22 protein-coding genes are annotated in these 23,710 nt (G+C 74.2%); 12 read left to right on the top strand and 10 right to left on the bottom strand.

Annotated features, from left to right (window positions below):
• Positions 1 to 40 precede the first annotated feature (40 nt).
• The 4 genes from AB0O09_RS07500 (at position 41) to AB0O09_RS07515 (ending at position 5,000) form a co-directional block, all read left to right on the top strand.
• Positions 41 to 955 carry a TauD/TfdA family dioxygenase gene (locus AB0O09_RS07500; RefSeq protein ID WP_363540620.1) on the top strand — a complete coding sequence of 305 codons (915 nt, stop codon included), beginning with the start codon at positions 41 to 43 and terminating at the stop codon, positions 953 to 955.
• Between the two features lie 31 nt (positions 956 to 986).
• Positions 987 to 2,318, top strand: coding sequence for an MFS transporter (locus AB0O09_RS07505; protein ID WP_363540621.1), 1,332 nt, complete (start codon positions 987 to 989; stop codon positions 2,316 to 2,318).
• Positions 2,315 to 2,899, top strand: a complete 585-nt coding sequence (locus tag AB0O09_RS07510; RefSeq protein WP_363540622.1) for an alpha/beta fold hydrolase — start codon at positions 2,315 to 2,317, stop codon at positions 2,897 to 2,899. The genes AB0O09_RS07505 and AB0O09_RS07510 overlap by 4 nt, the downstream gene beginning before the upstream one ends.
• A gap of 97 nt (positions 2,900 to 2,996) precedes the next feature.
• Positions 2,997 to 5,000 carry an acetoacetate--CoA ligase gene (locus tag AB0O09_RS07515; protein ID WP_363540623.1) on the top strand — a complete coding sequence of 668 codons (2,004 nt, stop codon included), beginning with the start codon at positions 2,997 to 2,999 and terminating at the stop codon, positions 4,998 to 5,000.
• An 18-nt stretch (positions 5,001 to 5,018) separates the two neighbouring features.
• Here AB0O09_RS07515 and AB0O09_RS07520 read toward each other — a convergent pair whose 3' ends face one another.
• On the bottom strand, positions 5,019 to 6,119 hold the full coding sequence (locus AB0O09_RS07520) for a putative sulfate exporter family transporter (RefSeq protein ID WP_363540624.1): 1,101 nt from the start codon (positions 6,117 to 6,119) through the stop codon (positions 5,019 to 5,021).
• Positions 6,120 to 6,190: 71 nt separating this feature from the next.
• Between AB0O09_RS07520 and AB0O09_RS07525 the strand changes: the two genes are divergently transcribed.
• Together AB0O09_RS07525 and AB0O09_RS07530 are read left to right on the top strand one after the other, a co-directional pair.
• Positions 6,191 to 7,168 (top strand): LysR family transcriptional regulator, encoded by a 978-nt coding sequence (locus AB0O09_RS07525; RefSeq protein WP_363540625.1) that lies wholly within the window; start codon positions 6,191 to 6,193, stop codon positions 7,166 to 7,168.
• A 141-nt stretch (positions 7,169 to 7,309) separates the two neighbouring features.
• Positions 7,310 to 7,744: a DUF5959 family protein gene (locus tag AB0O09_RS07530; RefSeq protein WP_363540626.1), complete on the top strand. Its 435-nt coding sequence runs from the start codon at positions 7,310 to 7,312 to the stop codon at positions 7,742 to 7,744.
• A gap of 140 nt (positions 7,745 to 7,884) precedes the next feature.
• On the opposite strand, the gene AB0O09_RS07535 is transcribed toward AB0O09_RS07530, so the two are convergent.
• Together AB0O09_RS07535 and AB0O09_RS07540 are read right to left on the bottom strand one after the other, a co-directional pair.
• Entirely contained in the window at positions 7,885 to 8,589 is a 705-nt protein-coding gene (locus AB0O09_RS07535; RefSeq protein WP_363540627.1) for a metal-dependent hydrolase, read from the bottom strand.
• Between the two features lie 674 nt (positions 8,590 to 9,263).
• On the bottom strand, positions 9,264 to 10,949 hold the full coding sequence (locus AB0O09_RS07540; RefSeq protein WP_363540628.1) for a GAF domain-containing SpoIIE family protein phosphatase: 1,686 nt from the start codon (positions 10,947 to 10,949) through the stop codon (positions 9,264 to 9,266).
• Positions 10,950 to 11,612: 663 nt separating this feature from the next.
• Here AB0O09_RS07540 and AB0O09_RS07545 point away from each other — a divergent pair.
• Positions 11,613 to 11,843: a DUF6458 family protein gene (locus AB0O09_RS07545; RefSeq protein WP_363540629.1), complete on the top strand. Its 231-nt coding sequence runs from the start codon at positions 11,613 to 11,615 to the stop codon at positions 11,841 to 11,843.
• A gap of 336 nt (positions 11,844 to 12,179) precedes the next feature.
• Positions 12,180 to 14,288 carry a cellulose binding domain-containing protein gene (locus AB0O09_RS07550; protein WP_363540630.1) on the top strand — a complete coding sequence of 703 codons (2,109 nt, stop codon included), beginning with the start codon at positions 12,180 to 12,182 and terminating at the stop codon, positions 14,286 to 14,288.
• A gap of 163 nt (positions 14,289 to 14,451) precedes the next feature.
• Here AB0O09_RS07550 and AB0O09_RS07555 read toward each other — a convergent pair whose 3' ends face one another.
• Both AB0O09_RS07555 and AB0O09_RS07560 read right to left on the bottom strand, forming a co-directional pair.
• The gene (locus AB0O09_RS07555; protein WP_363540631.1) at positions 14,452 to 15,000 is read right to left on the bottom strand and encodes a GNAT family N-acetyltransferase; all 549 of its coding nucleotides are present in this window, start codon (positions 14,998 to 15,000) and stop codon (positions 14,452 to 14,454) included.
• A 195-nt stretch (positions 15,001 to 15,195) separates the two neighbouring features.
• Positions 15,196 to 15,615, bottom strand: a complete 420-nt coding sequence (locus AB0O09_RS07560) for a VOC family protein (protein ID WP_363540632.1) — start codon at positions 15,613 to 15,615, stop codon at positions 15,196 to 15,198.
• Between the two features lie 33 nt (positions 15,616 to 15,648).
• On the opposite strand from AB0O09_RS07560, the gene AB0O09_RS07565 reads away from it, so the two are divergent.
• A complete protein-coding gene (locus AB0O09_RS07565) occupies positions 15,649 to 15,774 on the top strand; it encodes a hypothetical protein (RefSeq protein ID WP_363540633.1) in 126 nt (41 codons plus the stop codon).
• A gap of 126 nt (positions 15,775 to 15,900) precedes the next feature.
• Positions 15,901 to 16,407: a peptide-methionine (S)-S-oxide reductase MsrA gene (msrA, locus tag AB0O09_RS07570; RefSeq protein WP_363540634.1), complete on the top strand. Its 507-nt coding sequence runs from the start codon at positions 15,901 to 15,903 to the stop codon at positions 16,405 to 16,407.
• A 56-nt stretch (positions 16,408 to 16,463) separates the two neighbouring features.
• Here msrA and AB0O09_RS07575 read toward each other — a convergent pair whose 3' ends face one another.
• The gene (locus AB0O09_RS07575) at positions 16,464 to 17,186 is read right to left on the bottom strand and encodes a flavodoxin family protein (protein ID WP_363540635.1); all 723 of its coding nucleotides are present in this window, start codon (positions 17,184 to 17,186) and stop codon (positions 16,464 to 16,466) included.
• Positions 17,187 to 17,401: 215 nt separating this feature from the next.
• Between AB0O09_RS07575 and AB0O09_RS07580 the strand changes: the two genes are divergently transcribed.
• Complete coding sequence (locus AB0O09_RS07580; protein ID WP_344623375.1) at positions 17,402 to 17,890, top strand: glutathione peroxidase; 489 nt, start codon at positions 17,402 to 17,404, stop codon at positions 17,888 to 17,890.
• Positions 17,891 to 17,982: 92 nt separating this feature from the next.
• Here AB0O09_RS07580 and AB0O09_RS07585 read toward each other — a convergent pair whose 3' ends face one another.
• Together AB0O09_RS07585 and AB0O09_RS07590 are read right to left on the bottom strand one after the other, a co-directional pair.
• On the bottom strand, positions 17,983 to 18,627 hold the full coding sequence (locus AB0O09_RS07585) for an HNH endonuclease family protein (RefSeq protein ID WP_363540636.1): 645 nt from the start codon (positions 18,625 to 18,627) through the stop codon (positions 17,983 to 17,985).
• A gap of 195 nt (positions 18,628 to 18,822) precedes the next feature.
• Positions 18,823 to 19,179, bottom strand: coding sequence for a DUF1330 domain-containing protein (locus tag AB0O09_RS07590; RefSeq protein WP_363540637.1), 357 nt, complete (start codon positions 19,177 to 19,179; stop codon positions 18,823 to 18,825).
• 339 nt (positions 19,180 to 19,518) lie between these two features.
• On the opposite strand from AB0O09_RS07590, the gene AB0O09_RS07595 reads away from it, so the two are divergent.
• Complete coding sequence (locus AB0O09_RS07595; protein ID WP_363540638.1) at positions 19,519 to 21,609, top strand: amino acid adenylation domain-containing protein; 2,091 nt, start codon at positions 19,519 to 19,521, stop codon at positions 21,607 to 21,609.
• Here the strand turns inward: AB0O09_RS07595 and AB0O09_RS07600 are convergent.
• Together AB0O09_RS07600 and AB0O09_RS07605 are read right to left on the bottom strand one after the other, a co-directional pair.
• Positions 21,572 to 22,960: a hypothetical protein gene (locus AB0O09_RS07600; RefSeq protein ID WP_363540639.1), complete on the bottom strand. Its 1,389-nt coding sequence runs from the start codon at positions 22,958 to 22,960 to the stop codon at positions 21,572 to 21,574. The two genes, AB0O09_RS07595 and AB0O09_RS07600, sit on opposite strands and share 38 nt — an antisense overlap.
• Before the next feature lie 91 nt (positions 22,961 to 23,051).
• Positions 23,052 to 23,642: a TetR/AcrR family transcriptional regulator gene (locus AB0O09_RS07605; RefSeq protein WP_363540640.1), complete on the bottom strand. Its 591-nt coding sequence runs from the start codon at positions 23,640 to 23,642 to the stop codon at positions 23,052 to 23,054.
• Between the last annotated feature and the right edge of the window lie 68 nt (positions 23,643 to 23,710).

Genomic DNA, 23,710 nt, shown 5'->3' on the forward strand with positions numbered 1-23,710 from the left:
CGCCCGGCGCGGACCCCACCGCCTCCCCCGGAGGATCCACATGAACCAGACCGCCCTCCCCGGCCCGGCCGCACCGGCCCTGGTGCGCCCATCCGTCCGCCGCTCGATCAAGGTCGAGCCGCTGACCTGCACCATCGGCGCCGAACTGTCCGGGGTGAGCCTCGGCGACGCCTCCCGCGACGCCGACCTGTTCGCCGAGATCAGGGAACTCCTGCTCCGGCACAAGGTCCTGTTCCTGCGGGACCAGGACATCACCCGGGCCGAACACGTCGCCTTCGCCCGGCTGTTCGGCCCGCTGGAGGACCACCCGGTGGCCGGCAGCGACCCCGACCACCCCGGGCTGGTGCGCATCTACAAGGAGCTCGACAGCCCGCCCGAGCACTACGAGAACGCCCTGCACACCGACGGCACCTGGCGGGAGACCCCGGCGATGGGCGCGGTCCTGCGCTGCGTCGTGACCCCGCCGGTCGGCGGCGACACGCTCTGGGTCAACATGGCCGAGGCGTACCGCCGGCTGCCGGACCACGTCAAGGAGCAGATCGAGGGCCTGCGGGCCCGGCACAGCATCGAGGCGACGTTCGGCGCGGTGATGCCGACCGAGGCACGCCACCGGCTGAAGGCCCAGTACCCGGACGCCGAGCACCCTGTGGTGCGCACCCACCCCGAGACCGGCGAGAAGATCCTCTTCGTCAACGGCTTCACCACGCACTTCGTCAACTACCACACCCCGGAGAACGTCCGCTTCGGCCTGGACTACGCCCCGGGCGCCGCCAACCTGCTGACGTACCTGATCAGCCAGGCGGCGATCCCCGAGTACCAGGTGCGCTGGCGCTGGCAGCCGAACAGCGTCGCGATCTGGGACAACCGCTCCACCCAGCACTACGCCGTGCAGGACTACTGGCCCGCCGTCCGCCGGATGGAGCGCGCCGGAATCGTCGGAGACAGACCCTTCTGAGCCCGTCCCAGCAACAGGTGAGGTGGTAACAATGGCGTTTCACACCGATGCGGAGCCGGCGGCGGCTCCGGCCGCCGCCCAGGCGCCGGCCGTACCCAGGCGCTACGCCTGGGTGGTCTTCGCACTGAGTTTCGGACTGCTCCTCTCGGACTACATGTCACGGCAGGTGCTCAACGCGGTCTTCCCGTTGCTGAAGGCCGAATGGCTCCTGACGGATGCCGAGTTGGGCTCGCTCAGCGGCGTCGTCGCCCTGGCGGTCGGCGTGCTGGCCTTCCCGATGTCGCTGCTCGCCGACCGCTGGGGCCGGGTGCGGAGCCTGGTGGCCGCCGCGATCACGTGGAGCGTGGCGACCCTCGGCTGCGCGGTGGCGGCGGACTACGGCCAGATGTTCGTCGGCCGTCTCTTCGTCGGCATCGGCGAGGCCGCCTACGGCAGTGTGGGCATCGCCGTGGTGCTCAGCGTCTTCCCGATCGGCATGCGGGCCACCCTCTCGGGGGCGTTCATCGCCGGCGGCGCGTTCGGCTCCGTCCTCGGCGTCGCGATCGGCGGCGCCGTCGGCCAACACCTGGGCTGGCGCTGGGCGTTCGGCACCATGGGGATCTTCGGGCTGGTCCTGGCGGTGGTCTTCGCCCTGGTGGTCACCGAGAAGCGGCTGCACCCCGGGCCGCTCCCGAGCCGGGCGGAGCGGGCCGCGGCGGCACCGCTGCGCGCCCTGCTGCCCAAGCTGTTCTCCTCGGTCTCGGTGGTCGGCGCGTACGTCGGCAGCGGGCTCCAGCTGTTCATCCCCGGAGCGCTGATCGCCTGGCTGCCCAGCTTCTTCAACCGCTACTACGGGATGCCCACGGCCAAGGCCGGCGGCACGGCGGGGCTCTACGCCCTGCTCATCGGCGTCGGAATGATCGGCGGCGGCATGGCGTCCGACCGGATCAGCCGGTCCGACCCGGCCCGCAAGTGGCTCGTCGCCCTCGCCTGCAGCCTGGGATCACTGGTGCTGCTGACGGCCGCGTTCCGGATCCCGACGGGGGCGCCCCAGCTCCTCCTGCTCGGCGCCGGCGCGCTGCTCTCCGGCGCGACGGCCGGCCCGGCGGCCGCCATGGTCGCCAATCTGACCCCGGACGCGATCCCGGCGACCGCCTTCGGCACCCTCACCCTGGCCAACAGCCTCCTCGGCCTGGCCCCCGGGCCCGCGGTCACCGGGATGATCGCGGACCGCACCGGCCTGCTCGGCGCGCTGCAGCTCGTCCCCCTGGTCGCCCTGCTGGCCTCGGCCTGCTTCCTGGTCGGCCGCAGCCACTACCGCACCGACCTGCGCCGCCTGAACGGCCTCGCCCCGGCCCCCCACGAAGCGGAGACACCCGCATGAGTTCCCCCCTCCCTCCCCCGGTCGTGATCGTCCCCGGCCTGCGCGGCCACGTGGCCGACCACTGGCAGACCGTCCTCGCCGACGGGCTCGCCGCCGCCGGCCGGGACGTCCGCACCGTCCCGCCGCTGGCCGGCGACGACGACCGGATCGACTGCGAGGCCCGGGTCGCCGCCCTCGAGGAGACCGTCGCCGAGGCGCCCGGGCCGCCGATCCTGGTCGCCCACAGCGCCGGGGTGATGACCACCGTCCACTGGGCGCTGCGGACCGGACGCCCGGTCCACGGCGCGCTGCTGGCCACCCCGCCGGACTTCGACACCCCGCTGCCCGAGGGCTATCCCACCCCGGAGGCGCTCCGGCAGAAGGGCTGGGCCCCGACGCCGAGAACGGCCCTGCCGTTCCCCAGCATCGTCGCGATGAGCGACGACGACCCGCTCGGCCACCCGCAGAGGGTCGCCGGGATGGCGGCCGCCTGGGGCAGCCGCCTGATCGGGCTCGGAGCGGTCGGCCACCTCAACCCCGCCTCCGGCTACGGTCCTTGGCCGCAGGCGGCGGAGCTGGTCCGCGAACTCGAGTTCGGCTGACGACACCGGCACACCGGGGCGTGTCCGACGGCTCCCGCCAGACGCGGGACCGTCGGGCACGCCCCCGTTTTTCCACCCGCACCACCGGAAGGCGACGATGAGCACCGATACCGACCTGCTGTGGTCCCCGAGCCCGGCCTCGACGGAGAGGTCCGGCGTGGCCGGCTTCCTGAGGCGGCTGGAACGCACCCGGGGGCTGCGCTTCCCGGACTACGCGGAGCTGTGGAGGTGGAGCACCGACGACCTGCCCGGCTTCTGGTCGGCGGTCTGGGAGCACTACGGCCTCGACGCCGTCTCCGGCTACGAGAGGGTGCTCGGCGGCACGGCCATGCCCGGGGCGGACTGGTTCCCCGGGGCGCGGCTGAACTTCGCCGAGCGCTGCTTCGCCCGGGCCACCGACGAGCGGCCCGCCCTCGTCGCACTGACCGAGGACGGCGGGCCCGAGGAGACCTCCTGGCGCGACCTCCGGCGCCAGGTCGCGGCCCTGGCCGCCGGGCTGCGGGAGATGGGTGTGCAGCCGGGCGACCGGGTCGCCGGCTACCTGCCGAACACCCCGCACGCCGTGGTCGCACTGCTGGCCTCCGCGGCCGTCGGCGCGGTGTGGACCGTCTGCTCACCGGACTTCGGCACGGCCGGCGTGCTCTCCCGGCTCCGGCAGGCCGAACCGACCGTCCTGCTCGCCGTGGACGGCTACCGCCACGGCGGCAAGGAGTACGACCGGCTCCCGGCCGTCGCCGAGATCACCGCCGGGCTGCCCACCCTGCGGCACCTGGTCACGATCGACCACCTCCGCCCGGCGGCGCCCGCGCCGGCGTCCGCGTGGTCGGCGCGCGGGGACGTGCGGCAGCACCGCTGGGCCCCGCTGACGGCCGGGGACGTCCCGCTCGACTTCGCCGACCTGCCCTTCGACCACCCGCTGTGGATCCTCTGGTCCTCCGGCACCACCGGCCGGCCCAAGGGCATCGTGCAGGGCCACGGCGGCATCGTCGTCGAACTGCTCAAGGCGCTCGGCCTCGGCTGTGACCTGCGCGCCGAGGACCGGTACTTCTTCCACACCACCACCGGCTGGATGGTGTGGAACTTCATGGTCGGCGGCCTGCTGCACGGCAGCACCCTGGTGCTGTACGACGGCAGCCCCACCCACCCCGACACCGACGGCGTCTGGCGGATCGCCGAACGGACCGGCGCCACGGTGGTCGGGGTGGGCGCGGCCTACCTGACCGCCGCCGAGCGGGCGGACTCCCGTCCCGCGGCCCGCCACGACCTCCGCGCGCTGCGGACCGTCCTGCAGACCGGGTCCACGCTGCCGCCGAGCACCTGGCGCTGGGTGCACGACCGGCTCGGGCCGGACGTGTGGCTGCAGTCCATCTGCGGCGGCACCGACATCTGCTCGGTCCTCGCCGGTGCCAGCGCCCTGCTGCCCGTCCGGGTCGGCCGGATCCCGTGCCCCGCGCTCGGTGTCGCCCTCGCCTCCTGGGACCCGTCCGGCCGGCCGCTGACCGGCCGGCAGGGCGAACTGGTGGTGACGGCGCCGCTGCCGTCGATGCCGCTGCACTTCGTCGGCGACCCGGACGGCTCGCGCTACCGGGCGAGCTACTTCGACACGTACCCGGGCGTGTGGCGGCACGGCGACTGGGTGACGGTCGGGGACGACCTCACCGTCGTGGTCGCCGGACGTTCCGACTCCACTCTCAACCGGATGGGCGTGCGGATGGGGTCGGCCGACATCTACGCCGTGGTGGAGCAGCTCCCCGAGGTCGCGGACAGCCTGGTCGTGGGGGCCGAACTGCCCGACGGCGGCTACCACATGCCGCTGTTCGTGGTCCTCGCGGAGGGCGCCGTCCTCGACGACGCGCTGCGGGCCGCGATCACCGCGGCGATCCGGCACCAGCTGTCGCCCCGGCACGTGCCGGACACCGTCACCGCAGTGCCCGCGGTGCCGCGCACCCTGACGGGGAAGCGGCTGGAGGTCCCGGTCAAGCGCATCCTCCAGGGCGCGGACGTCGCCGAGGTGAGCGGCGAGGGGGCCGTCACCGCCCCGGAGATGCTGGCCTGGTTCGCCGAGTACGCGCGCGGTGTCCGGCAGTCGCGGACCGGGTGAGTCCGCCCGGGAGCCGGGTCAGAGCGTCCCGGTCAGCCACTGCAGCCCCAGGCTGCCGGCCGTCACGACGAGCCACAGGCAGCCGCCGAGGACGAGCGGCCGGGGCCCGGCGCGGCGCAGTCCGCCGAGGTCGGTGGAGAGCCCGATCGCCGACAGCGCCACGGTGATCAGGAAGACCGCGAGCCCGCCGAGGCCGTGCCGGGCCCCGGCGGGCACGAGCCCGGCGGTGTTCGCCCCGGCCACGGCGAGGAAGGCCAGCAGGAATCCCGGCACCAGTCCGGCCACCCGTACCCGGGTGACGGCGGCGCCCGCCCCGCGGCGGGCCCGCCGGGCGACCAGTGCCGACAGCACCAGGCAGATCGGGATGATCATCAGGGTGCGGGTGAGCTTCACGACGACGCCGTAGTCGGCCGCGCCCGGGCCGTAGGTGGCGGCCGCGGCGACCACGGACGACATGTCGTTGACCGCCGTCCCGGCGAACAGCCCGAAGGCGTGCTGGCTCAGCCCGAGCAGGTGCCCGACCACCGGGAAGACGAGGACCGCGGCGATGTTGAACAGGAAGACCGTGGAGATCGCGTACGCGACCTCGGCGCCGGCCGCGCCGATGACCGGCGTCACCGCGGCGATCGCCGACGCGCCGCAGACACCCGTCCCCACGCCGATCAGGGTGCGCAGGTCGCCGACCACCCCGAGCCACCGGCCGAGGCCGTACGCGGCGGCCAGGCACAGCACCAGGGTGCCGACCATCACCGGCAGCGAACCGGCCCCCACCCTGGCGATCTGCACCAGCGACAACTGGGAGCCGAGGACGACGACCGCGGCCTTCAGCACCGGCTTGCCGGCGAAGTCGATCCCGGACCGCAGCCGCGGGCGCGGCCCGGCGAGGAGGGCGACCAGCACGCCCAGCACGATCCCGGACACCGGGCCGCCGACGACCGGCACCAGCCGGCCGACCGCGGTGCCCGCCACGGCCACGGCCAGCGCCGCGGCCAGGCCCGGCACCCGGGCCGCCCAGGCGCTCCGGCGGGACGGCCGGGGCACGTCCGCGAGCTGCGGCGTGCGCCGGTCCACAGGTGCGGCGGTCGGCGCCGCGGACTGGAAGTCGAGGGCATCACTCATGTCCGCGACTGTTCCGGGCGCCCGCACGTCCGCGTAGCCCCCACTTGCAGAGGAGGTCATAGCCCATGGGCATGAGTCCGACGACCGCCACCGCCGTCGGTTCACCGGTGACGAGCGGGGCGGGGCCCGGTCCGCTCGACCCCGCCGGGTCCGGCCGCCTGCCGGACCCGGAGTCGCTGCGGCTGCTCGTCCTCGTCGCGGAGACGGGCAGTCTCGGCGGCGCGGCGGCACGCCTCGGCATCGCCCAGCCCTCGGCGAGCAAGCGGCTCTCCGCGCTGGAGCGCCGGCTCGGTCTCGTCCTGCTCGACCGGACCCGCCGCGGCTCCCGGCTCACCGACGCCGGCGCGGCGGTGGTCGAGGGCGCGCAGCGCGTCCTGCTCGAACTCGACCGGCTGGTCACCGGGGCGCAGGCGCTGCGCAGCCGGCGCGACGCCGAGCTCAAGGTCGCGGCGAGCATGACAGTCGCCGAGTACCTGCTGCCGGCGTGGCTCGGCGAGCTGCGCCGCAGGCGGCCCGAGCTGCAGGTGAGCCTCCAGGTCACCAACAGCGAGCACGTCCCCGACCTGGTGCGCACGGGCGCGGCGGGCCTCGGCTTCATCGAGGCGCCGCAGCCGCCGATCGGGCTGTCGACCCGTCAGGTGGCGGGCGACCGGCTGCTGGTCGTGGTCGCCCCCGGCCACCCCTGGGCCCGGCGGCGCCGGCCGCTGGACGCCGCCGAGCTCGCCGCCACCCCGCTGGTGCTGCGCGAACGGGGGTCGGGCACCCGCGACACCCTCGACCGGGCGCTGCGCCGGGCGGGGGCGGGCGACTCCCGGCGTCTGCTGGAGCTCGGCTCGGCGACGGCCGTCCGCAACGCGGTGATCGCCGGGACGGGCCCCGCCGTCATGAGCGAGCTCGCCGTACGGACGGCCGTCGTCGACGGCCGTCTGGTGGAGGTGGAGACGGAGGGGATCGACATGCGGCGGTCCCTGCGCGCGGTCTGGCCCTCCGGCCGTACCCCGACCGGACCGGCCGCCGAACTGCTCGCCTGCACACGGGCCGGCCGGTGACCCGGTGCCGTCCGCCGGTGTCCGCGGGCCTGCCCCGGGGCCGGGGCCCGTTCGGGGCGCTGCCGGTCGGACCTGGCGGGATGCGGGTGGCGGGCCGGGGTCGTGGTGCCGGGCCGGAGTACGTGAGGAGGAGGGGCGCGGGTGGGGGATCTCGATGTCGTGAGGTTCGCGGACCGGACGCAGAGCGTCGCGGTGGTGCTGGAGGGCGCGGCGGGCGGCGGCCCCCACGAAGGGTGGCACGAGGCCGGGATCGAGATCGAGACCGGCTTCGTCCGGGCGTACCTGCCGTTGCGCTTCACCGATGCCGATCTCGCGGACCTCACCGGCTACCTCGCCGCCCGCGCCGCGGCCGAGGAGGACGGCGCCCTGCCGGACGGCTCCGCGGTCGACTGGCCGGAGGCGGGCCGCAGCGCCTACCTGCGGCTGCGGGCCGCCGACCCGTTCGTGGTGGAGGTCCGCGACCCGGTCCAGAGCGGGGTGACGGTGAGCGTGCCGCTGCACCTGCGCGACGGCTGGGCGGCCCGCGCCCTCACCCGGCTGGACCGGTTGCGCGCCGCGCTCGGCGAGGGTCGCTGAGCGGGCCGGCGGCGGACCGCGCGGCGGTCACGGCCGCGTGGGCCGTTCCCGGGGGAATCCCGACCCCGCATCCTCTCCCCCGGTGCAGGCCGGCCTGCACCGCCGGGCTGCGGCCGGGCGGGTGAGCAGCCCCGGCGGTCTCAACCGGTGAGGGCGGTCGGCGCGAAGGCCGCCGTCCACGCCGCCACGAACGCCCCGGCCGTCATGAGCGGCACCAGGATGCGGGTTTCGAAGCGGTTTCCCGTGCGATCGATCAGCACGATCTCGAACCGCCGCCCGTACGGCCACAGCAGTGGGGCGCCCCGCCGGGTGAGGCAGTCGCCCAGGACGTGCGCGAGGGTGCCGAGCACCAACGCGTAGGGCAGCCATGTGCCGGTCCCGGGGAGCCAGGTGTGCACCGAGGCCGTGCCGATCGCGGCCAGGCCGACGGCGGTGGCCCGCACGGGGGCGCGGTGCCCGGAGGGGTGCGAGCGCAGGGCGTGGACGGCGAGGAGGAGCAGGGCGAAGGTCAGGCCGTCGGTGAAGCCCCGCTCCCAGCGGGCCACGCCCGCCCGACAGCCCGCTCCTGCCAGTGCCACGAACACCAGGGAGTGGGTGGCGTGCCGGTGCCCTCCCGACAGCCGGGCCACCGTGCGGCACACCAGCCGGGTGATCGGCCCGAAGAGGTTCGCCACCGTTCCGTCGTGGTGGTCGAGGTCCGGCAGCACGGCCGCGCCCGCACTCAGCAGGGCACCGACGAGCACCTCCCCGGGTTGCAGGGGACGGCCGATCACCAACGGCGGCAGGAAGGGTGCCGCCGCCGAGAACACGAGTGCTCCGCTGACGGCGTGCGAGTGGCCCATCATGTGTGTCTCCCCCCTCTGCACGCTCCGTCCGTGGCCAGGGTGGCGTGCTCCTGTCGGCGGCCCCGGAGCCGGTGTGTCCGCGGCCGCGTTCCGTCGTCCCCCGGTACGGGTGCGCTGCTCCTCCCGGCCGTCCGGGTGGCGGCTGCCCGGCCCGCAGCCGGCCGTCGCAGATCCCGTGTGTCCGGGCACCACGGGTATCCGCCAGGACGTCGGCACCGGGGACTTCGAGCCGCTCGGCGTGCGGCACCCGACAGCCGTCGGCTGCCCGCTGCACGGCCGTCCATGCGCGGGTACCGCGGGCCGTCCGGCGCCGGAGCCGGCCTGCGGCACCGCAGTGCCGTGCGTGCGTCCCGCTTCCGGGACTCCGGGCAGCGCCGGTGTCCGGGGCGGACGGCCGCCGACGGGCCGTCATTGCGGTGACGGGCCGGTGGGACACCGCGGCCACGGTCCGCCGCCGTGGTTGTTCCTCCGGGGTGCCGCTGAGGGAGCACCGACCCGTGCGGCCGAAGCGGTCGGGCGGGGGCGAGGACCGCCGTGCCCGGGCGGGCGCTGCGCGGTGGGGCGAGCACCGGGCCTGCCTCCGGAACCTCCTGGGGTGACGTCCTCGTCCCCGTGGCGCGTAACGGGGCGTTGACCGGAGCGTGTGGTGAGCGCTGTGGCGGGCGGCCTCCGCCTCAGCGGCGGGGGATCCGCAGGGCCAGGAGGGCGACGTCGTCGTCGTTGTCCGAGGGCCGGACGTGTTCGAGGAGACCCGCGCAGAAGGCTTCGAGGGTGTGGTGGGCGAGGGCTGCGGCGTGGCGGCGGAGGCGGACCAGCCCGGGGTCGATGCCGTCGGCGCGCGATTCGACGAGGCCGTCGGTGTAGAGGAGGAGGGTGGAACCGGGCGGCAGCCGGACGGAGGCGTCGGCGCGGTCGGCGGGGACGCCGGTGCCCAGGAGCAGGCTGCGGGGCGCCTGGAGGTAGTCGGCGCGACCGTCGTGGGTGACCAGGAGGGGCGGCGGATGGCCGGCGTTGCTCCAGGTCCACGTCCAGCCGCCGGCTCCGGGGTCGGGGGTGAGGCGGCCCAGGACGAGGGTGGCGCCGGTCAGGTCGGTGACGCGGCCCATGGCATGGTCGAGCCGGTCGACGACACCGCTGGGCGGGCCCTGGTGGGACCAGGCGAGGGCACGGAGCATGTTGCGCAGTTGCGCCATGCCGGCGGCGGCCTCCAGGTCGTGGCCGACGACGTCGCCGATGACCAGGGCGGTGGCGCCGTCGGGGAGGGTGAAGGCGTCGTACCAGTCGCCCCCGACCTGAGAGGCGTCCGGTGCGGACAGGTAGTCGGCGTGCAGCTCCACCCCGGGCAGCTCGGGCAGGTGGGGCAGGAGGTGGCGCTGCATGGTCTCGGCGACCCGGCGCTGACGCTGGTAGAGGCGCGAGTTGGAGATCGCCAGGCCCACCCGGCGGGTGATGTCCTCGAGCAGGGACAGGTCTCGGGTGCCGAACGGCACGGGGTTGCCGCTGCGTCCCAGCGTGAGCGCGCCGAGGACCTCCCGGGCTCCACGGATCGGCGCGATGACGGCCGAGTGCATGCCGGTGGCGGCGAACAGTTCGTGCTGCACGACGGCGATGCCGGAGTCGGGTTCGCCCTGGTAGACCTCGGGGCCGGCGAGGGAGGCGGCGTTGCCGCGCAGGGCGCGCGACAGCGGCATCGGGGACTGCTCCAGCACGGCGGGCATCGGCCCCTCCAGCTCCGGGTTCCGGACCGGGCGGCCCTCCCGGTACTCGATCACCCTGGTGCGCCGGATGTCCCCGACCTCGTCGATGAGATCGACCACGACCCAGTCGGCAAGGCGCGGCAGCACCAGCTCCGCCAGCCGGTCGACCGTCTCCTGCTCGTTCATGGTCGACGTCAACGAGGTGGTGGTCTCGGCGAGCAGCGCGAGCCGTTCGAGTTCCGGCAGCGTCCCCGGCGGGGCGGCCGTCACGTCGGCCGTCCCGGGGTGGAACAGCACCAGGGTGCCCGCGCCGTTCTCCCCGGAGAGGGGTGTGGCCGTCCAGTGCACCGGCAGCAGCAGGCCGTCGCCGCGCACGAAGCACATCGCCGCCCCGCTGCAGGAGGCACGGGCCAGGACGGCGTCCATGATCGGGCACTGCGCCCGCGGAGCCGTGCTCCCGTCCGCGCTGCGGTGCAGCAGCTCGTGGTGGTGGCGGCCGAGCACGTCGGTACGGTTCAGCCGCAGCAGCCGAAGGCCGCGACCGTTGACGGCGGTGATCCGGCCGCTGTCGTCGATCATGTAGGCCCCGAGATCGCCGACCTCGGGCGCCGCCTCCGAGGCCGCCTCCGACGGCGCGGTCGGCGCCGGCTCGTGCCCTGGCATCGATGCACCCTTCCTTCCCCGGACGAGTGGTGTGCACACAGAGGATCCCTCACGGCCCCGGGTGTCCGAAGACTCGGCGCCCGGCAGGAACCCGCCGGTCACCGTCAACGGACCCGCTCCGACGCACACCGTCGGCGTGTACCGGCCGACTCGACGCCGTACCGGTGACGGTCTGCTTCTGACCGTTCCGGCGGTCTTCATGCCGCGCCGTTCGAGCGGCCCGCCGCGTTCCGGATCTCCCGGTGCTCTCCGGCGCTCGGTGCGACGCCCGCCGATGCGCTCCCGGTCGGGTACCCGTGGCCGCTCTGCGGCGCCCACCCGTGGGCGACACGAAAATATCCCACCCCCACTCGAAAGGAGGACTAGGAATCGCGTATCAGGAAAGACGAATCCTGCAGGACCCTCATCAACCCGAGGCGGTCCGAGATCGCAAGACAGTTCCCTCCTGGACGGCAGGCGGGCCCGTGGTGGCCGACGGTGTTCCTCGGAGTGATCGGCACCCGGTCCGGCAACGCGCCCACCGGCGGGCGCCGCACCTGGCACACGGGCGGCGCGGACCGGATCCGGCACTCGTTCCAGGTGGGCTCCGCCGTCGCGGTCGCCGCTCGTGCGGCACCGAGAGGCGAGGCCCGCGGGCCCGACGGTAGATCAGGAGAAGAAGCGATGGGACTGGGTGTTTCCATATTCCTGCTCGCAGCGGGCGCCGTTCTCGCCTTCGCGGTCAGCTGGAACGTCTCGGGAGTCGACCTCGACACGGTCGGCATCATCCTCATGGCAGTCGGAGCGCTGGGAATCCTGCTCTTCCTCGGCCTGCGGTACCGGGCCCACTACGTGATCCGCGACCGCATCGTCGACGAGCCCCCGGTGGAGCGCCGCCGCGACCGGGGCCTGTGACGATCCCGGCCGCCCGGGGGTGGCCCTTCACCGGGGCGGCGGCGGACGCGGGTCGTACGGCAGCACCGGGCCGCTCCCGCCGGGGGACGACCGCGCCCGCCCGATCACGCCCGTCCGACCTCGCACCCTGATGCGCCCCGATGCACCCCGATGCACCCCGATGCGCCCGGAAGATTGACATGCCCGGCGCCCCCTCTCATCATGGGAGCGCTCCCAAGACCCATCCGCCGCACGCATCGTCGACGGTCGACGCGGCACCGCACGCCGCGCAGCCCCCGTCCACCGTCCCGCCCGCGGCGCACCCCGGGCCGGCGCATCCCCCGGGAGGAACACGTCATGCCGTTCCGCAGCAGACCAGACGGGCCCCGTCGCCCCCTCGCCGCGACGGCCTCGGCCGCCCTGGCCGTGGTGGCCGCGGCACTGCCGCTGTCCGCCCCCGCCGTCGCGGCCGACCCCGCCGCCACCGGTCGCACCACCGTCACGGTCAACGCGAGCGCGGGTCTGGGCACCGTCGGCTCCACCGCGCTCGGTGCGAACACCGCCGTCTGGGACTCGTACATGAACGACCCCCATGTGGTCTCCCTGTACAAGGCCGCCGGGATCGGCGCGCTGCGCTACCCGGGCGGCTCCTACTCCGACGTCTACCACTGGGTCGACAACACCGCACCGGGCGGGTACGTCGCCCCCGGCACCGGCTTCGACGCCTTCATGGGCACCGCGAAGGCCTCCGGCGCCCAGCCGATCCTGATCGCCAACTACGGCTCCGGCACGGCCCGGGAGGCCGCGGACTGGGTCCGGTACGCCAACGTCACCAAGGACTACGGGGCGAAGTACTGGGAGATCGGCAACGAGATCTACGGCAACGGCGTCTACGGCAGCGGCTGGGAGAACGACGTCCACGCCGACAAGACGCCCGACCAGTACGCCGGGGAGGTCAAGGCGTACGCCGCGGCCATGAAGGCCGTCGACCCCACCGTCAAGATCGGCGCGGTGCTCACCATGCCCGGCAACTGGCCGGACGGCATCGTGGCCGCCGACGACACCGGCGACTGGAACCACACCGTGCTCGCCGCCGTCGCCCACGACGTCGACTTCGTCAGCGTCCACTGGTACCCCAACACCGGCACCGGCGACCAGTCGCTGGCCGCCGTGCAGCAACTCCCCGGCGAGCTCCGCCAGGTGCGCACCCTGCTGGACCGGTACGCGGGTGCCGACTCCGCGCGCATCGGCATCGCGATGACCGAGGTGAACTCCGACTCCGGCAGCGGCGCCTTCACCAGCCGCCCCAACGGCCTGTTCGCCGCGGAGGCCGTGATGACGGCGCTGGAGAACGGCGTCTTCACCGTGGACTGGTGGGACACCCACAACGGCGCGGGCGCCGTCACCACGGTCGGCGGTGAGACCGACTACGGCGACATGGGCATGCTGTCGAACGGCAGCTGCTCCGGCAGCGTCTGCGAGCCCGCGGTGAACACCCCGTTCGCGCCCTACTGGGGCATCAAGGCGCTGGGCGCCCTCAGCGACCCGGGCGACAGCATGGTGGCCTCCGGCACCTCCGACCCCGAAGTCTCCTCCCACGCGGTGCTCCGGGCCGACGGCGACCTCAGCGTCCTGCTGCTGAACAAGAGCTCCTCCGCCGAGCACACCGTGGACCTGCGGTACCCGGGCTTCACCGCGGGCGCCGCAGCGCCCTCCGTCCAGCGGTGGGCACCCGGCGACGACGGCCTGGTGGACGCGACCGGCACCGCCACCTCCTCCTCGGCGACGCTGGCCCCCTACTCCGTCACCGTGCTGACCATGCACCCGAAGAGCGGCACCGGCCCGTCCGCCGCCACCGTCGGCACCCCCGGTGCACCCCGGACCACCGCGGTCGGCGCCAACACCGCCTCCCTGAGCTGGCCGGCCACCACCGGCGCGGTGGACCGCTACGAGGTCTACGAGCAGCTCGGCACCACCGTCCAGCTGCTCGGCTCGTCCACCGGCACCTCCGCCACGCTCCACAACCTGCCGCCGGGCTCGCGGCACACGGTCAACGTGCTGGCCCGGGACCAGGCGGGGCACCTCTCCCGGCCCTCCGAACCGCTCACCTTCACCACCGGCACCCCCGACGACAGCACCTGCACCGTCGCGTACCAGGTGACCACCGGCTGGGGCAACGGCTTCGTCGCCGACGTCGTGGTGAGCAACCCCGGCCCGGCGGACATCAACGGCTGGACACTGGACTTCGACTGGCCGTCGACCGGGCAGTCCGCCGACTCCTGGTGGAACGCCGACATCACCTCCGAGGGGCAGCACGTCCGCGTGACCAACGGCGCGTACAACGCCAGGCTCGCCCCCAACGGCGGCAACTCCGTCAACTTCGGCTTCGTCGGCGGCAACAACGGCGCCAACCCGTCCCCGACGGTCTTCCGGCTGAACGGAACGGTCTGCCGGACCGTCGCCTGATCCCGGCCCGGGTCCGACGAGAAGCGCCCTTCTCGTCGGACCCGTCCGTCGTGGGTCCGTCCGTCGTGGGTCCGTCCGTCGTGGGTCCGTCCGTCGTGGGGCCCCGTCCGTCGTCGGGCCGTCCGCCGTTTCCGGCCCCTCCGCCGGCGGGACGGGCTCCGGCTCACACCGGCGGCGTGACCGCCGGCCGCAGGCCGAGCCACTGCTCGGCGTCCCAGGCCCGGAACCGCTCCACCTCGATGAACCCCAGCTTCGCCGCGAGTCGCATCGAACCGACGTTCGCACTCTGGGTCGTGAGCACCACCGGCTCGCCGGGGAGGACACCGTCGAACCAGCCGAGGGCCGCCCGGCACGCCTCCGCGGCGTACCCGAACCCCCACGCCCGCGGCAGGAACAGGTACCCCAGATCGGCCTTCCCCACCGCGGCCGGGCGACGGTGCTCCGTCGCCCTCCTGAGCAGGATCTGACCGATCATCGCCCCGTCGAGCTCGACGACGAAACTCCCGGGCCACCCCTCGGGCACCCCGGACGTCTCACGCATCTCGCGCTCCACCTCGTCACGCGGCCGGGCACCCCCGAGGTAGGTGTGCACCTCCGGCGACGCCAGCAGATCGACGAACGCCGCCCGGTCCCGGTCCTCGGGCGCCCGGAGCACGAGCCTCTCGGTCCCGATCGGCTCGGGCGGCCAGGCGATGCGTCCCAGGTCTGACATGTACGCAGGCTAACAGGTGCCGCCAGGGTTCATTCTTCGCGACCTCGGGGCCGGGGGAAGTGGGATGCCGTTCCGTCAACTGACGACCGTTTGGGAGAGCCTCCCCCGGGAGGGCGGACGCGGTGCGCAGCGCCCCGGCGGAGGCTCGCAGCCGCCGCGGTGGCCGGCCTGGGAGCTGTTCGGTTTCGGCGGCGGTCAGAGCACCAGATCGTCGTGCTCGTCGAAGATCCAACCGTCCTCGTGGAGGACCTCGAACAGGTGGCCGTCCGGATCGGTGAAGTATCCGCTGTGTCCCCAGGGATTCGGGCCGGCCGGGCGGGTGACGGTGGCGCCCAGCTCGGCGGCCTTGGCCATCACCCGGTACACCTCTTCGGCGCTGCGGGCCACGTACGCCAGGGCGAAGCCCGAGAACCCGCCCGGCTCCCGATCGGGCAGACCGGCGTCGGCCGCGAAGGCCGCCCGGGACTGGAACCCGACCGCGACCCCGCCCAGTTCGAACAGCGCGAACTCGTCCGATCCCGCCGTGGACCTCCGCCACCCCAGCGCCCGGTAGAACGCGACCGAGGCGGCGACGTCGCGCACACCGAGCAGGATCAGATTGAGTCGCTGCCGCATGACTTCCTCCCGAGAACCGGAACCCGGCCCGTCATGCTGCCATCCCCCACCGACACCACCACGGCCGGCCGACGCCGCCGGCTGCGGGTGGCCCGGCTCAGCGGCGCCGTCCTCGTCGGTACGGCCGTCCTGCGCCCGCGACCGTCGATCACGCCCTGAACCGGCCGGTCCTGCGTCCTTACGGAACCCTGACGAGGGCCGGTCGGCGCGTGCACAGGAATACGGCGGCCCCGTAGGTTGTCAGTACCAACGCAAGTCGATGTCCGTTACCTGAGGGAGAAGACCATGGCGACCGAGAAGGCCGTCCTCGCCGGGGGTTGTTTCTGGGGCATGGAGGAGCTCTTCCGCCGCCGACCCGGGGTGGTGTCCACCCGCGTGGGCTACACCGGCGGCGAGGTCCCGAACGCCACCTACCGCAACCACGGCGACCACGCCGAGGCCATCGAGGTGGTCTACGACCCCGCCCGGACCGACTTCCGGGCCCTGCTGGAGTTCTTCTTCCAGATCCACGACCCGTCCACCAGGGACCGCCAGGGCAACGACATCGGCACCAGCTACCGCTCGGGGATCTTCTACCTCACCGACGAGCAGAAGCGGGTCGCCGAGGACACCATCGCCGACGTCGACGCCTCGGGCCTGTGGCCGGGCAAGGTCGTCACCGAGGTCACCCCCGCCGGGGACTTCTGGGAGGCCGAGCCCGAGCACCAGGACTACCTGCAGAAGTTCCCGAACGGATACACCTGCCACTTCCCCCGCCCGGGCTGGAAGCTGCCCCGCCGCGCGAACGCCTAGGGCAGCCCCGGCCTCGGCCGGCCCGGGTCCGCTCGAGGTCGTCGGCCCCGCCGATCTCAGCGGTGTTCGGGGTTCTCGAAGTCGAAGCGGCAGCCGGCGTCCCACTCGGAGCGCTGGTTGCCGTGGGCGGGGATGCCGCCGGCGTCCTTGAGCATCCGCGCGAGGTGCATCAGGTTCCAGGTCATGAAGGTGGTGTTCCGGTTGGTGAAGTCGTTCTCCGGCCCTCCGGAGCCCTCGTCGAGGTAGGACGGGCCGGGGCCGGCCGGGCCGACCCAGCCGGCGTCGGCCTGCGGCGGGAGCACGTAGCCGAGGTGCTGCAGGCTGTAGAGGACGTTCATCGCGCAGTGCTTGGCGCCGTCCTCGTTCCCGGTGATCAGGCAGCCGCCGACCCGCCCGTAGTAGGCGTACTGGCCCCGGTCGTTCAGCAGCGACGAGCAGGCGTACAACCGCTCGATGACCTTCTTCATGACGGAGGAGTTGTCGCCGAGCCAGACCGGGCCGCACAGCACCAGGATGTCGGCGGACATCACCTGGGAGTAGATCACCGGCCACTGGTCGGTCTCCCAGCCGTGCTCGGTCATGTCGGGCCAGACGCCGGTGGCGATGTCGTGGTCGACGGCGCGCAGCAGTTCGGTGGTGACGCCCTGTCGTTCCATGATCCCGCGGCTGATGTCGATCAGGCCCTGGGTGTGGCTGCGCTCCGGGGAGCGCTTGAGGGTGCAGTTCACGAAGAGGGCCCGCAGGTCCTCGTAGTGGGCGACGCCGTCGGGGTTGGTCATGGCGGTCAGCACAGCACACGCAGGGCGACCGGCCGAGCACCCTCCGCCGTCCGGGTGGCGGGGGCGCGTCGCCGCGGCGGCGCGCCGACGGGTGCGGGAACAGATCGCCTCCGCGCCGGGTTGTGCGCTGTGGCGCATCCTGTGCGCCGCGTGCCGAAGCCGCGTGCCGAAGCCGCACGACAAGCCGCACGACAACGCCCCGAAGGGACCCTCCGTTGAGCCTGTACGACATCCCCCTGCGCACCCTCGCCGGTGAGCCGACCTCGCTCGCCGACCACAAGGGCAAGGCGCTGCTGCTGGTCAACGTCGCCTCGAAGTGCGGTCTGACCCCGCAGTACGCCGGGCTGGAGCGGCTGCAGCAGCGCTACGCCGACCGCGGCTTCACAGTGCTCGGCTTCCCGTGCAACCAGTTCCTGGGGCAGGAGCCGGGCAGCGCCGAGGAGATCCAGACCTTCTGCTCGACCACCTACGGGGTGTCCTTCCCGCTGTTCGAGAAGATCGACGTGAACGGCGAGGAGCGGCACCCGCTGTTCGCCCGGCTGACCGAGGTGGCGGACGCCGAGGGCACGGCCGGCGACGTGCAGTGGAACTTCGAGAAGTTCCTGCTGTCCGCGGACGGCACGGTGGTCGGCCGGTTCCGTCCGCGCACCGAGCCCGAGGCGGACGAGCTGGTCGCCGCGATCGAGGCGCAGCTGCCGGCCTGAGGCCACGGCTCCGTCCGGACGCCCGGGCGCTCCCACCCCGAGGGAGCGTCCGGGCGTCCGCCTTCTCCGGGCACGGAGCGGACGGGGACGGCTCAGCAGCCGTTGAGCACCGAGGTGAGGGCGGACTTCTCGGCGCTGTCGACGGACAGGCCGTAGTAGTACTTCACCTGCACCCAGGCGCGGACGTAGGTGCAGCGGTAGGAGGCCTGCGGCAGCCAGGTCGACGGGTCCTGGTCGCCCTTGGAGCGGTTGGAGCTCGCGGAGACGGCGATCAGCTGCGGGCGGGTGAGGTCGTTGGCGAGGTTCTGGCGCTGGGCGGTCGTCCAGGCCCAGGCGCCGGAGCGCCAGGCTTCGGCGAGCGGCACCAGGTGGTCGATGTCGAAACTGGACGCGCTGGTGGTCACCACGTTGTCGTAGGCGGAGGTCCAGGTGCCGGCGGTGGCGGCGCAGGCGGAGTCGGTGGTGACGCCGACGCCGTCCCTCTTCAGCACGGTCTCACGGGTGTTGCAGGTGCCGGAGATGGTGATCCAGTGGGGGAAGAGGGTGCGGTCGTAGGTGGACTCGTGGGACTCGGCGGCCACCGTGAGGCTCGCCAGGTAGGTCTTCGCGGTGCTGGTGGAGACGGGGGTGGGCAGTGCGGCCTCGGCGGTGCCGGCACTGGTCATCAGCGCGGTGGCGGCGAGGGCGGCGGCGCCGAGCGCGGCGGCGGTGCGGCGCAGCGGGCGTATCGAGCGCATGCGTGACTCCAGGGATGGGGGAAGCGCGAAGAGCACCCGGACGGACTGGTTCCGGGCGCTCAACAAGCTTGCTGCTCCCAGGGTTTACGCGAGTAGACCGAGGAGGTTAATTCTTCGCGGCGGGCGTGCGCACCGCGCGTGCACGCCGCCGCCAAGATTTGATGGGCCGTCAGTTCGCTTCGGTCGGACGGACGGTCAGGCCCCGCCGTCGTCCTTGTGGGCGGGCAGCAGCTTGGCCAGCGCGTCCTCACCGCGGTAGCCCTCCCCCACCCCCTCGACGATGATCAGGTCGGCGGTGGAGTGGTCGGTGCGCAGGGCGATGATCTCCCGGTAGACGGGTGAGTCGTACCAGGCGTGGGCGCGCTCGCCGTCCGGGAAGGCGATGACGATGGTGTCGCCCGACCACTCCCCCTCCAGCACCCGGTAGGCGCCGCCGTGGACGACGAAGCGGCCGCCGTAGGGCTCCAGGGTGGCGTCGATCCGGCGCAGGTACTCGACGATGTCCGGGCCGAAGTCGATGGCGCGCATCCGGGCGATGGCGTAGGCGGTCATGGTGGTCCCCCTCGGGTGCGGTGTCCGGTCTGCCGGTGGCGGCTGCCGGTGGACTCCACCGTAGGCGGCGGGAGTTGGCGCCGCATCGGTCACCCATCGGTCGCCCGTCGGTCGTCCACCGGTCACCCGTCCACAGGTGATCGGCCGGCCGTCGGCCGATCACCGGTCGGCCGTCGGCACCCACCGGTAGCCGACGCAGGTCCGCGGCACGTCCCGATCCGGTGACGGACCCGCAACTACCCGGTGCTCCCGGCCGGTCACCCAGGCGTACTGGCTGCACACTGTCAGTGGGGGCGGGCAGGCTCAGGGCGGTACCGCCGACGAGGGAGGGGTTGGACCATGCAGGGGGAGGCGCAGACCGTGCACGGCCTGTTCGAGGAGCAGGCGGTGCGCGCACCGGACGCATCGGCCGTGGTCTGCGGCGAGGTCCGGCTCACCTACGGGGAGTTGGACCGGCGGGCGAACCGGCTGGCCCGGCACCTGGCCGGCCTCGGGCTCGGCCCGGGCGGCTGCGCCGCGGTCGCGCTCGGCCGCAGCACCGAACTGATCACGGCACTGCTGGCGGTGCTCAAGACCGGTGCCGCGTACGTGCCGTTGGAGCCGACCGGACCGGACCGGACGATCCGGCACGTGCTGGCGGACGCGGCTCCGGCCGTGGTGGTGACGGAGGAGGTGCACCGGGTCCGGCTGGCCGACTCCGGCGAGGGTGCGCTGCTCTGCCTGGACACCTCGGCGGCCGCGGTCGCCGCCGAGGACGACGGGCCGCTCGCCGTCGGGCTGACGTCCGGCGACCCGGCCTGCGTCTTCTACACCTCCGGCTCCACCGGGCTGCCCAAGGGCGCCCTGGTCGAGCACCGCAATCTGCTGCACTCGCACCGGGGTTGGCGCGAGGTGTACGGGCTGACCCCGGCGGACCGCTTCCTGCAGACCGCCACCCTGGAGTTCGACGTCTTCACCGCGGACTGGATCCGCGCCCTGTGCACCGGCGGCACCCTGGTGATGGCCAAGCGCAACTTCACGCTCGACCGCACCGCGGAACTCTCCGAGCTGCACCGGCTGGTGGTCGACGAGCGGATCACCGTGATGGAGACCAACGTCCACACCGCGCGCCGCCTGCTCGACCACCTGCAGCCGCGCGGCCTGGAGCTCGGGGCGCTGCGGCTGCTCACGGTGGGCGCCGAGAAGTGGTACCTGGACGAGCAGTTGAGGATGCAGCGCTACCTCGGCCCCGGTGTCCGGGTGATCAACGTGTACGGCGTCGCCGAGGCGGGCGTCGACAGCACGTACTTCGACCCGGCGGACCTCGGCGGGGACGTGGAGCAGCCCGAGCGGATCTCCCTGATCGGCCGGCCGTTCCCCGGCAACGGCGTGCACCTGATCGGCCCGGACGACCGGCCCGTCCCGGACGGCGACATCGGCGAGATCTGCCTCACCGGGCCGGGCGTCGGCCGCGGCTACCCGCGTCTGCCCGACCTGACCGGGTCCCGCTTCGCCTTCCTGCCCGGGATCGACGACCGCGCGTACCGCACCGGCGATCTGGCGCGGCGGCGCGCCGACGGGCTGCTGGAGTACATCGGCCGGGACTCCGGGGCGGGCACCGCGAACGCGGCCGAGGCGGAGGCGGTGCTGCGCGGCCACCCGGAGGTGCGGGAGTGCGCGGTGACCTCCCTCGGTCCCGAGCAGGGTTCCGCGAAGCGGCCGTTGGTGGCCTACGTGGTCGCGGCGGAGGGCACCCGGCCGGAGGCCTCCGCCGTCCGGGAGTACCTCGCCGAGCGGCTGCCGAAGCAGCTCGTGCCGGAGGCCGTCGTCCCCGTCCCGGCGCTGCCGCGCACCCGCGCCGGGAAGCTGGACCGAGCGGCGCTGCCGCTGCCCGCGCCGCGCGGCCACGCCGACGGCGCGGGCAGGACCTCGGGCAAGACCTCGGCCTCCGCCAAGGGCGGTGGCGGCCGGGTCGAGGCCGACGGTTTCACCCGGGGGTGCCTGGTCGTGCTGGTCGTGGTCTTCGCCTTCTTCGGCAGTGCGTCCCTCACCTCCGCTCTCTGGCCGGGCTCCACCGACCTCTCGGCGGTGCCCGGGAGCTACACCCTCGCGTTCTCGGTGCTGTACGGGGCGGAGTGGCTGGGCTTCGCCCTGGGAACGGCGTTCCTCCTCTTCGGGCACCCCGCGGTCGCGCGGCTCGGCCGGGGGCCGGTGCTCACCCGGTTCACCCATCTCGCGATCGTCTGGCTGCTCGCCGCCTGGTGGCCGCAGGACAACATGTACCGGCTGACGAGCCCGACCGACTGGGGACGGCAGGCGTTCATGGTCTACACGTTCAACGTCACGCTGATCGTCGCCGCGGCGATCGTGGGATCGTTCATGCTTTCGCAGGGGTCGGCGGCCGCGCGGACGGTCACCGGGCGGCGCGGCCCCTCGGAGGACGGGCGCTGACGCCGGGTACGTCGGGGGCGACGGCGTCGAAGGGGTCGGCGAGGGCCTCGCAGGCCGCCCGGACGACCGCCTCCGCCGCGTCCAGTGCGTCCAGGGCCGTCACCGTGTCGGGGGCACGGGCGGCCAGGGCCACGCCCGCGGTCGGCAGTTCCTCCCAGCTCGCGGTGGGGATCGTCGGCAGCAGGCGCACGCCGAACCGCTCGCAGCGCTCGGCGAGTTGGGCCAGGTGCGCGAGCAGCGCCTGCTGCGGCAGCCGGGCGCCGAGCGGCAGCATGTCCAGGGTGCGGACCCGATGGCCCGGGCCGTGCACCGCGTCGAGGCGGGCTGCGAGCACGAAGGCGACGGCGGGGCCGGTGAGCCGCAGGTTGGCCTCGGTCGGGGCGAGCCGACCGGCCGGGTCGGTGACGAAGTCGACGTCGTACCAGCCGCGGTGGCCCGCCCGGGCGAGTTCGGCGCCGACGGCGAGGCCGAACGCCTCCGCGGTGGCGGCCGCCCGCGGCGGCACCGCGCCGGGGCCGGCGGTGGCGCCCCGGTAGCTGGTGCCGTCGACGTGCATCACGGCGGTGCCGACCGGGTGCACGGTGCCGTCGTCGGCGATCACCGCGTCGAAGGTGAGGTTCCGCAGCCGGCCCCACCCGGGGACGTACTCCTCCACCAGCAGTCCGCCGCCGGGCGGCAGGACGCCCTCGGCGGCGAGGCCGCGCAGCAGCGCCCGGGCGCCGCCTGCCGCAGCGGTCTCCTGCGGGGTGACGACGGCGGTGCCGTACCCGCCGACGCCGTGGTGGGCCTTGAGGACGGCGGTCTCGCCGCGGCGGGCCAGGGCGGCGAGCAGCCGGGCGGCCCGCCGGGCCGAGCGGGCCGGTCGCTGACGGGGCACCAGGACGCCCGGGTGCCCGGCCGCGGTGCGGGCGAAGAGCTCGTGCGAGGCGGCCTTGGACTCGTAGTGGTGGACGGCCTCCAGGCCCGGCCCGGCGGTGCGGCCCCAGGGGCGGACGGGCAGACCGAGCCGCTCGATGCCCTCGCGCAGGGCCGGGCGGACGGCGAGCGTGCCGCGGACGGTGCCGTGCTCGTCTGCGAGTCCGGTGTGCAGCTCGACCGGGCCCCAGGCCAACTCCCGTGCCAGCCAGGCGGTCCAGCCTGCGTCGGGTTCGCCGGGCAGCAGCAGCGCGGCCGGGTCGGGGGTGTAGAAGGCGGCGAGGCAGGAGTAGTGGTGGGCCTGTCGGCGGGCGGCCGGGCTCTGCGGGACGAACTGGGCGTTGAAGTCGGCGACGTCGCCGATGTGGACGGCGCGTCGTCCGCCGTCCGTCCAGGCCTGCTGCCACTGCGATGCGTCCACCTGCCGGGTCCCCATCGGTCAAGCCTACGGCCCCGGCCGGACCGCGCACGGCGTGTCCGGGCGAAAGCCGGAGGGGCGCCGCTCGGTCGGAGCCGGAGGGCCCCGCTCAGGCGGACCGGACGAGGCGCTGCACGGCGGGCCAGAGGCCGTCGAGCCGGGCCGGGTCGTCGGCGAGCTTGGCGAACAGCACCGCGCCCTCCAGCTGGGCCACGACCGCGCGGGCCGTCCCGGTGTCGGCGGCGACCGGCGCGGTGGCGGCCGCTTCGGCGAGGACGCCCTGCACCAGGGCTGCCTGCTCGTCGAAGATCTCGGCGAGCCGGTTCTGGATCTCGGGCTCGCGGCCGCTGAGTTCGAGGGCGAGGTTGCCGAGCAGGCAGCCGCGGACGCTGCCGCCGCCGGCCTTGTCGGCCCGCTGCGCCGCCGCCTGGGCGTCCAGCAGGTGCCGCAGGCGTTCCAGCGGAGGCCGTCCGGGGGTGCCCAGCAGGGTCTGCCAGACCTGCCGCTGCTGCGTCCAGTGCGCGTCGACGGCGGCGAGGGTCAGCGTCTGCTTGGAGGCGAAGAAGTGGTAGAAGCTGCCCTTCTTGACCTCGGCCCGGGCGCAGATCTCGGCGACGCCGACGGCCGAGTAGCCGCGGGTGTGCAGCAGGTCGCCGGCGGCGTCGAGCAGTCGTTCCTGTGCCGTGCTGCTCCGTCCCATGCGGCGAGTATACGGTCGGTCAACTACTCCGCCCGCGGCATGCCGGCGCCCCGGACCGGGAGGTCCCG

Source organism: Kitasatospora sp. NPDC093679 (genome assembly GCF_040683455.1).
Classification (GTDB): Bacteria; Actinomycetota; Actinomycetes; order Streptomycetales; family Streptomycetaceae; genus Kitasatospora; species Kitasatospora arboriphila.

Excerpts from the sequence above, each read along its gene's own strand:
- AB0O09_RS07535 (WP_363540627.1), bottom strand. The coding sequence starts at position 8,589 with ATGATGGGCCACTCGCACGCCGTCAGCGGAGCACTCGTGTTCTCGGCG.
- AB0O09_RS07545 (WP_363540629.1), top strand. The coding sequence starts at position 11,613 with ATGGGACTGGGTGTTTCCATATTCCTGCTCGCAGCGGGCGCCGTTCTC.
- AB0O09_RS07505 (WP_363540621.1), top strand. The coding sequence starts at position 987 with ATGGCGTTTCACACCGATGCGGAGCCGGCGGCGGCTCCGGCCGCCGCC.
- AB0O09_RS07550 (WP_363540630.1), top strand. The coding sequence starts at position 12,180 with ATGCCGTTCCGCAGCAGACCAGACGGGCCCCGTCGCCCCCTCGCCGCG.
- AB0O09_RS07500 (WP_363540620.1), top strand. The coding sequence starts at position 41 with ATGAACCAGACCGCCCTCCCCGGCCCGGCCGCACCGGCCCTGGTGCGC.
- AB0O09_RS07555 (WP_363540631.1), bottom strand. The coding sequence starts at position 15,000 with ATGTCAGACCTGGGACGCATCGCCTGGCCGCCCGAGCCGATCGGGACC.
- AB0O09_RS07520 (WP_363540624.1), bottom strand. The coding sequence starts at position 6,119 with ATGAGTGATGCCCTCGACTTCCAGTCCGCGGCGCCGACCGCCGCACCT.
- AB0O09_RS07565 (WP_363540633.1), top strand. The coding sequence starts at position 15,649 with ATGCTGCCATCCCCCACCGACACCACCACGGCCGGCCGACGCCGCCGG.
- AB0O09_RS07575 (WP_363540635.1), bottom strand. The coding sequence starts at position 17,186 with ATGACCAACCCCGACGGCGTCGCCCACTACGAGGACCTGCGGGCCCTC.
- AB0O09_RS07600 (WP_363540639.1), bottom strand. The coding sequence starts at position 22,960 with ATGGGGACCCGGCAGGTGGACGCATCGCAGTGGCAGCAGGCCTGGACG.
- AB0O09_RS07585 (WP_363540636.1), bottom strand. The coding sequence starts at position 18,627 with ATGCGCTCGATACGCCCGCTGCGCCGCACCGCCGCCGCGCTCGGCGCC.
- AB0O09_RS07560 (WP_363540632.1), bottom strand. The coding sequence starts at position 15,615 with ATGCGGCAGCGACTCAATCTGATCCTGCTCGGTGTGCGCGACGTCGCC.
- AB0O09_RS07540 (WP_363540628.1), bottom strand. The coding sequence starts at position 10,949 with ATGCCAGGGCACGAGCCGGCGCCGACCGCGCCGTCGGAGGCGGCCTCG.
- AB0O09_RS07515 (WP_363540623.1), top strand. The coding sequence starts at position 2,997 with ATGAGCACCGATACCGACCTGCTGTGGTCCCCGAGCCCGGCCTCGACG.
- AB0O09_RS07590 (WP_363540637.1), bottom strand. The coding sequence starts at position 19,179 with ATGACCGCCTACGCCATCGCCCGGATGCGCGCCATCGACTTCGGCCCG.
- msrA (WP_363540634.1), top strand. The coding sequence starts at position 15,901 with ATGGCGACCGAGAAGGCCGTCCTCGCCGGGGGTTGTTTCTGGGGCATG.
- AB0O09_RS07595 (WP_363540638.1), top strand. The coding sequence starts at position 19,519 with ATGCAGGGGGAGGCGCAGACCGTGCACGGCCTGTTCGAGGAGCAGGCG.
- AB0O09_RS07605 (WP_363540640.1), bottom strand. The coding sequence starts at position 23,642 with ATGGGACGGAGCAGCACGGCACAGGAACGACTGCTCGACGCCGCCGGC.
- AB0O09_RS07525 (WP_363540625.1), top strand. The coding sequence starts at position 6,191 with ATGAGTCCGACGACCGCCACCGCCGTCGGTTCACCGGTGACGAGCGGG.
- AB0O09_RS07510 (WP_363540622.1), top strand. The coding sequence starts at position 2,315 with ATGAGTTCCCCCCTCCCTCCCCCGGTCGTGATCGTCCCCGGCCTGCGC.